The sequence below is a fragment of the Bartonella sp. CE47NXGY genome (genome assembly GCF_042195415.1).
GTDB lineage: Bacteria > Pseudomonadota > Alphaproteobacteria > Rhizobiales > Rhizobiaceae > Bartonella.
The window spans coordinates 1-6,176 of record NZ_JBHIOI010000054.1 but is presented as its reverse complement, the minus strand read 5'-3'; the positions used below and the strand labels follow the sequence as shown (position 1 = coordinate 6,176).

Genomic DNA, 6,176 nt, shown 5'->3' with positions numbered 1-6,176 from the left:
CTCTACACGATGCTTATCGTCGACCACGACCGTAATGCATGGGTAAAACCGGAGGTCTATAGCTATCCGCTTTACATTTGCACACGCCCTGAAATGCTGTTCAAAGCAGTTATAGGAGCGAAATAACATGCGGTGGAACGGGCTGCTAAACCAAATGGTTAAAGATGTACGCAACACTTTTGGGCAGCCCATCATCTACACGCGAAAGGACAACCAGCAATCTTTTCGTATCACAGCGATTTATGGCATTAAACATTCGGAATCGGACGCTGGTGGCAAAATCTCCACCACAATTGCAAGAAAGGAACTTGATCTTTGTATCAATGACATCGGGGGAATACCACCAAAACCTCAAGATAGTATTGTGGTCCTCTCTCCTGAAAACAACAAAGCCCCCTCTTCTCAAGAGCACTTCGTGGTCACAGATGTCCAAGCCTCTGAATCCGGTATGTATAAGCTTATCTTGCGGGAGATAAAACAATGAGGAACCTTTGTATTGTGTATTTCAAAATCAATAAGGCTGCCCAAGAGCCCTAACCACTGCAGCAAATTGGGGAGTAGCGGTGAATTTGTAGTTCCATGGTATACCAGAGCGGCGATGAACCCGACATCCCTCATATGTGATGTCTACTGATGCAATTCGTGTCCAAGTAGTTCGTTCATTCTTTTCAGAGCTTTCAAACACAATAGCTTGATCGGTTACCAAAAGACGCCCACGTGCTACAACTACCATTTGTTCTATTTTATTTACTCTACGTTTACCAACAAAATTAGCATATTCTTGAACTCCCAACAGTTTTTCATTAGGTGCTAGACGATAATCATATTCACTTGCATCAAGTTCTTGAAACATTTCACATGCTTCGGAAAAATTAAAGGGAGGGATATCTGGTTGTAACATCGCAACTTGTTGTTCAAAATGTTTTTTGCGTCTGTATAGACAATAATTATATAAAGCGGAACCTGCAGAAAAAGTGAGGATTATTAACAACCCCCATCCCCAAAAGCCTAATCCATCATCTTTGTCTGGTTTGTTAACTTGAGTGGGGGTAATTTGCTTATCAGTATCCTCAGCTGGTGCCTGAGTCACGCTGTCATCTTGAGTAGCAACATCTATTGACGAAGTCGAGGAGGAGGTAACAATTTCATTATTGTGTGTAATTTGATTTGGTTTGTCTTTGTGTACAGAAGCACCTACTATCGCAGAGCCGATAAATAATAAAGCTCCAATACCAAGAGTTTTCAGTCCGTTTTTCCGCCATTTTTTTATACATATTAAAATAAGTCCAACAATAATGACTGGCAATGATAACAACCATACAATCATCGCAATTGTATCAAGTATATCGAGCATTATTTTCCCCCTCCGCTATAAATAAAAAACTGAATCAAAAGATTTAAAGTGAGTCGACAAATAAAGTAAAGATAGCTTATCATTTTTAGAAAAAAGTGATATTAATGCTTGACATCATCATAAGGATATGAATAATCGAATCATGTGCCTAAGAAACACTTTAAATACACAGCGGATAGATTGCCGAAACAATCTCTTCTCCGCCAATTAAAAACTTTGACTCGTTATATGTTACACGCATATAATGGTTTTGTCGGGTGTGGCTGTGCCATAAAATACCCTTTTGGGAAAAGCATAGCGACGGACTGTGTACCGTGTTTCTTAGCACCCGGCATTCCTCTGGAATGTCAATAAGAAACTTCTAACTACACAGGAGTTCATCATGAACACACTTATAGAAATTAGAGAAAACACTGCTAATAGTGTTAGCACTCAGACTATGTCTAGTCGTGAGATTGCTGAATTATGTGGTAAAGAACATCGGAATGTTATGCGGGATATTCGGCAAATACTCACTGAGCTCAAAATTGAGCTGAGTGATTTTTCAGGATTATATAAAGATTCCACAGGTCGTACCCTTCCTTGCTACAATCTTCCCAAACGTGAGTGTTTAATTCTTGTTTCGGGTTACAGCACTGCTTTACGAGCAAAGATTATTGACCGCTGGCAAGAATTGGAAAGACAAGTAACAACACCACAAGTTGACTATTCGAAACCTGAGGCATTACTTGGTGTTTTGAATCACCTACAAAGTCAAATTGAGCAGAAAGATCATGTTATTGCCGAATTGGCTCCAAAAGCAGAAGCTTTAGATGGTTTAAAACGCTCTGATGGGTTGTTTGGTCTTATCGAAGCAGCAAAGATGTTGGAGGTACGACCAAAGGATTTAACGGATTACTTGCGTAAACATGATTGGGTCTATCGACGGGCTCCAGGAGCTCCCTTGTTACCTTATCAGGACAAGATCAAGAAAGGATTTATGGATTGTCCTGCTATCACCATTCAAAGACCGGATGGTACAGAAAAGGTGCTGCCTTCAACAAAAATTACATCCAGAGGATTGGCATGTTTGAGAGAGCAAATTCATGGAGGTGTGCAATGAAGATAGATACCAACTTCCTATGCGATTTGTGGATGGCATTGTTTCAGTTTTCTAATCATCAAAGCATTGGAGATGAGGATTGCACTGCCATAATTGAGATTATGGGCATGGTGGAAAAAGCTTTGATTTTAAAACTTCAAAATGAGGTTCCAAATATTACGAAGATTTTAGCAATTCTTACAGATTTTGGAGATTCAGAGTTACCGCATAGCATGGATTCTTTGTTACGCGCTTATGAACCAAATTTCGAGAGCCCCATTAAAAAGGTTGCTTAACTTAAAAACAAAACTCCCCTCCCTGTTCTTAAAATGGGGAGTGGTTAAACCCTACATTCAAATTTATTGATTTTGGCAAATTCGTCTGCTTTTTCAGTTTGTAATATACTAACGTCATAAGCAGCTTGCATGTTAAGCCAAAATTCAGCAGTAGTATCAAAAAAATAGGCTAATCTGAGAGCAGTATCGGGAGTCACTGGACTATTTTCAGCAACAATACGTTCTATTCTCGTGCGTGGAACATTTAATGCTTTTGCAAGAGCATAAGCAGAGAGGGCATATTCTTTTAAATATTCCTCTCGTAAAATTTCTCCGGGATGAATCGCTATATAATTTTTCATCTCGACCTCCTACAGATCAATGATAATCTACGATTTCAACTTCATAAGCGCCATTAGAGCGCCATTCAAAACAAATACGAAACTGGTCATTAATACGGATAGAATATTGACCTTTACGCTCTCCTTTCAATGCTTCTAGACGATTTCCCGGAGGACTACGCAAATCTTTAAGATCAACTGCTTTATCGAGCATAAACAATTTTCTTTGGGCTATACGCACTAGAGTGGTGGGAAAGCCTCTGGGCAGATTGCCTTCTAAAAGATCTTTACACCGCTTATCAGCAAAAGATTCAATCACCAAATCACCTTTATTCGTTCTTTTACGTATCATAACACGATACCAATATAAAGAAAAGGATAAATGTTAAATAACAGGAGCCCCCATGCATCCGAGAGAGACGATAAGGGAAAGCTTTGTTGCTTTGATAAAGGCAGCAAAGACGGCAGCTGGTGACAATGTTTTCAATATGCGTGACTTCAATTTATTTATTGAAGCAATGCCAGCTATTAATATCTCAACACAAAGTGAAACAATTGAAGATGGACATGATTTTGGCTTAAGGCGGCGTGTTTTAACAGTAGATGTTGAATGCTATGCAACATGTGAAGATGGCGCACGTTTTGTTGACCAATTAGCATGGGAAGTTGAGGAGGTTTTCTACACTAATCCCAATCTCAACAACACAGTTGAAACATGCCGCCTGCAAAATATTGCTTTTGCCTTTGGTGATAATGGCGCTCTAGCACTCCACGGTGCAATTTTAACCTTTGAAGTCATTTATGTGACAAATATCCCCAACATGAATGAAGAAGAAGGCAGTGTAACAGCAAGAATCGTTGAACCTTTCTTAAGTTTTGAACCAGAAACAGGCGTGAGAAATAAAGATAAATACCATAAAATTGAAGGTGGACATGTTAGAGCGGCGCGATAAAGAAATCACAGATCTAAAGAGACGTGTGGCCAATATGGTTGTGGTGGGGAAGATTAGCCATGTCGACCATAAAAACGCACGCTATCGGATAAAAAGTGGCAATCTTGTCAGTGACTGGATTCCAGACACACAAGCCCGCGCCGGTAAAACACGTTCTTATGAAGGACGCGATGTTGGAGAGCAAGTAATTGTTGTTTCATCATCAGGGGATTTATCACAAGGGGTGATTGTTGGTTCACTTCACACCGATGCTAATCAAGCAGCCGATAAGGGCAGCATTCACCGAACGATATACCCTGATGGAACCAGCCTTGAATATGATGATGAACAAAACACTTATGGAATTCACATCAAATCCGGCGGAAAGTTTATCCTGACAATCGCTGATGGTGTGTCACTAAAAGGTGATGGTGGCAAGCTAGAGCTTACCGCACCAGATGGCATAAAGATTGTTTCAGAAAGCGATATAAATTTAAACGCAAAAGGCGGCATCTCTTTGAAGGCAGGTAGTAGCATTTCACTGAATTCGAATGATAGTCTCTCTCTTCATTCTGGAAATAATGTTTCCATTCATTCAAGTGGATTAAGACATAACGACACCAATGTAGGAGAAACCCATGTTCATGGTGGTGTTTCCCCTGGTGGTTCTATGACAGGAGGTCCCAATTGAACAGTGGAATGGACCGCACAACGGGAAAGCCATTAACCGGCATTGATCATTTGCGTCAATCAATCCTTGATATTTTGTTAACGCGGATTGGTTCGCGTGTAATGCGGCGTGATTATGGTTCACGTGTTGCTGAACTCATTGATGCACCGGTTAATAATGCTTTTGCTGTTGCTCTTTATGCTGCTGTTGCTGAGGCTTTAGACAAGTGGGAACCGCGTTTTAAATTGAAAAAAATTGATTTTAAAAGGGGTGAGAATGGACACGTTTCTTTATCCTTTGAAGGCATTTATTTGCCATCCGGCAAGCCCATTACCATGGAAGGATTATTGATAAAATGAATGGAGTGCTTGCAAAACCAGACATCATCACAGAACTTTCTTTTGAAGAAATACGCGCTGCTGCTCTTGCCCATTTAAAAGAGCTTTTGCCTGAATATACCATTCTTGAAAGTGACCCGGCTGTAAAAGTCATAGAGGCTTTTAGCTATCGAGAGTTGCTTTTAAGGCAGCGTATTAACGAGGCAGCACGCAACAACATCCTTGATTTTGCAACCGGTGAATCTCTTGATGCTTTGGGAAACTGGCATGGTATTGCCCGCATGGAGGGTGAAAGTGACGAGAGATATCGTGAACGCATACAGCTTCATGCCCGTGGAGGAAACGGAAGTGGAACAGAACCCTATTACAAACTTATCGCCTTAACAGCCGATAGTCGAGTGAAAGATGCGATTATCTATCGTAAAGGCAAAGACCCAACCATCTATGTTGCTCTTTTTGGTAATAATGAAGAAGGAACGGCATCTGAAGATCTCATACAAACAGTTTCAGAAGCTCTTCACAGAAAAAATATCATCATGACCAATGATACAATCATTGTTCACGCTGCTGTCAAAAAAGTGCTGGATTTAGAAGCAGATGTTTGGCTGTTACCAGAAACATCTTTGAAAATTCTCACAACAATGGAAACAAATTTACGCACGGCTTGGAAACAAGAACAAGCCATTGGTCGTGAATTAAGTTTGTCGTGGTGGATTTCAAAACTAATGATTGCTGGTGTCCAGAAAGTGATTGCCATTACCCCAACACAAGACAGTATGGTTTGTGATGAAGAAATTTTATCGATTGGAAAAATCACCTTAAACTTCAAAGGACGTGCCCGCTAATGGTTGGTTCCCTCCTTCCCACAAACGCGACAGAATTTGAAAAGCGCCTTGCCGATGCTTGCGATTTTCATCAAGATATTGATGGTTCTGTTTTGGGGATTTCACGCGCAAAACTGATCACACGCCCTCCCCGTTTCTTGCCGTGGTTGATTGAAGAATACGGGCTTGGTGAACTGACACCTTATGTTCCAAATCTCTATGATTTGATTGATCAAGGGCTTCAATGGCAGAGGATACGTGGCTCCCTTGCGGCAATAGAGATGGGGCTTGAATGGCTAGGGATTTCGGCACGCTTTCAACCCGCCTGGACGGGGCGCGCATGGTGGAACTCCTTTCAACT

General features: G+C 40.9%; 11 protein-coding genes and 1 pseudogene. 9 read left to right on the top strand and 3 right to left on the bottom strand.

Annotation, left to right across the window (positions count from 1 at the left end):
• Both ACFIL3_RS08890 and ACFIL3_RS08885 read left to right on the top strand, forming a co-directional pair.
• Positions 1 to 126, top strand: a pseudogene (locus tag ACFIL3_RS08890) (major capsid protein); the annotation flags it as partial.
• Position 127: 1 nt separating this feature from the next.
• Positions 128 to 484, top strand: coding sequence for a hypothetical protein (locus ACFIL3_RS08885; protein ID WP_375682100.1), 357 nt, complete (start codon positions 128 to 130; stop codon positions 482 to 484).
• Positions 485 to 511: 27 nt separating this feature from the next.
• On the opposite strand, the gene ACFIL3_RS08880 is transcribed toward ACFIL3_RS08885, so the two are convergent.
• A complete protein-coding gene (locus tag ACFIL3_RS08880; RefSeq protein ID WP_375612358.1) occupies positions 512 to 1,354 on the bottom strand; it encodes a hypothetical protein in 843 nt (280 codons plus the stop codon).
• 382 nt (positions 1,355 to 1,736) lie between these two features.
• On the opposite strand from ACFIL3_RS08880, the gene ACFIL3_RS08875 reads away from it, so the two are divergent.
• Positions 1,737 to 2,456 carry a Rha family transcriptional regulator gene (locus ACFIL3_RS08875; RefSeq protein ID WP_375682099.1) on the top strand — a complete coding sequence of 240 codons (720 nt, stop codon included), beginning with the start codon at positions 1,737 to 1,739 and terminating at the stop codon, positions 2,454 to 2,456.
• Positions 2,453 to 2,731, top strand: coding sequence for a hypothetical protein (locus ACFIL3_RS08870; RefSeq protein WP_375612356.1), 279 nt, complete (start codon positions 2,453 to 2,455; stop codon positions 2,729 to 2,731). The genes ACFIL3_RS08875 and ACFIL3_RS08870 overlap by 4 nt, the downstream gene beginning before the upstream one ends.
• Before the next feature lie 44 nt (positions 2,732 to 2,775).
• Here the strand turns inward: ACFIL3_RS08870 and ACFIL3_RS08865 are convergent, their stop codons facing one another.
• Both ACFIL3_RS08865 and ACFIL3_RS08860 read right to left on the bottom strand, forming a co-directional pair.
• Positions 2,776 to 3,072, bottom strand: a complete 297-nt coding sequence (locus ACFIL3_RS08865; RefSeq protein WP_004861504.1) for a HigA family addiction module antitoxin — start codon at positions 3,070 to 3,072, stop codon at positions 2,776 to 2,778.
• Between the two features lie 16 nt (positions 3,073 to 3,088).
• Entirely contained in the window at positions 3,089 to 3,403 is a 315-nt protein-coding gene (locus ACFIL3_RS08860) for a type II toxin-antitoxin system RelE/ParE family toxin (RefSeq protein WP_375610725.1), read from the bottom strand.
• 52 nt (positions 3,404 to 3,455) lie between these two features.
• Between ACFIL3_RS08860 and ACFIL3_RS08855 the strand changes: the two genes are divergently transcribed.
• From ACFIL3_RS08855 to ACFIL3_RS08835, 5 genes are all read left to right on the top strand, one after another.
• On the top strand, positions 3,456 to 4,004 hold the full coding sequence (locus tag ACFIL3_RS08855; protein ID WP_375682098.1) for a hypothetical protein: 549 nt from the start codon (positions 3,456 to 3,458) through the stop codon (positions 4,002 to 4,004).
• Positions 3,985 to 4,674, top strand: a complete 690-nt coding sequence (locus tag ACFIL3_RS08850) for a phage baseplate assembly protein V (RefSeq protein WP_375682097.1) — start codon at positions 3,985 to 3,987, stop codon at positions 4,672 to 4,674. Before ACFIL3_RS08855 ends, ACFIL3_RS08850 begins: the two co-directional genes overlap by 20 nt.
• Positions 4,671 to 5,012 carry a GPW/gp25 family protein gene (locus ACFIL3_RS08845; protein WP_375612353.1) on the top strand — a complete coding sequence of 114 codons (342 nt, stop codon included), beginning with the start codon at positions 4,671 to 4,673 and terminating at the stop codon, positions 5,010 to 5,012. The genes ACFIL3_RS08850 and ACFIL3_RS08845 overlap by 4 nt, the downstream gene beginning before the upstream one ends.
• Positions 5,009 to 5,836 carry a baseplate J/gp47 family protein gene (locus tag ACFIL3_RS08840; protein ID WP_375682096.1) on the top strand — a complete coding sequence of 276 codons (828 nt, stop codon included), beginning with the start codon at positions 5,009 to 5,011 and terminating at the stop codon, positions 5,834 to 5,836. The genes ACFIL3_RS08845 and ACFIL3_RS08840 overlap by 4 nt, the downstream gene beginning before the upstream one ends.
• Positions 5,836 to 6,176 (top strand): phage tail protein (locus ACFIL3_RS08835; RefSeq protein ID WP_375682095.1); only part of this gene is annotated, 341 nt, incomplete at its 3' end. The genes ACFIL3_RS08840 and ACFIL3_RS08835, both read left to right, overlap by 1 nt.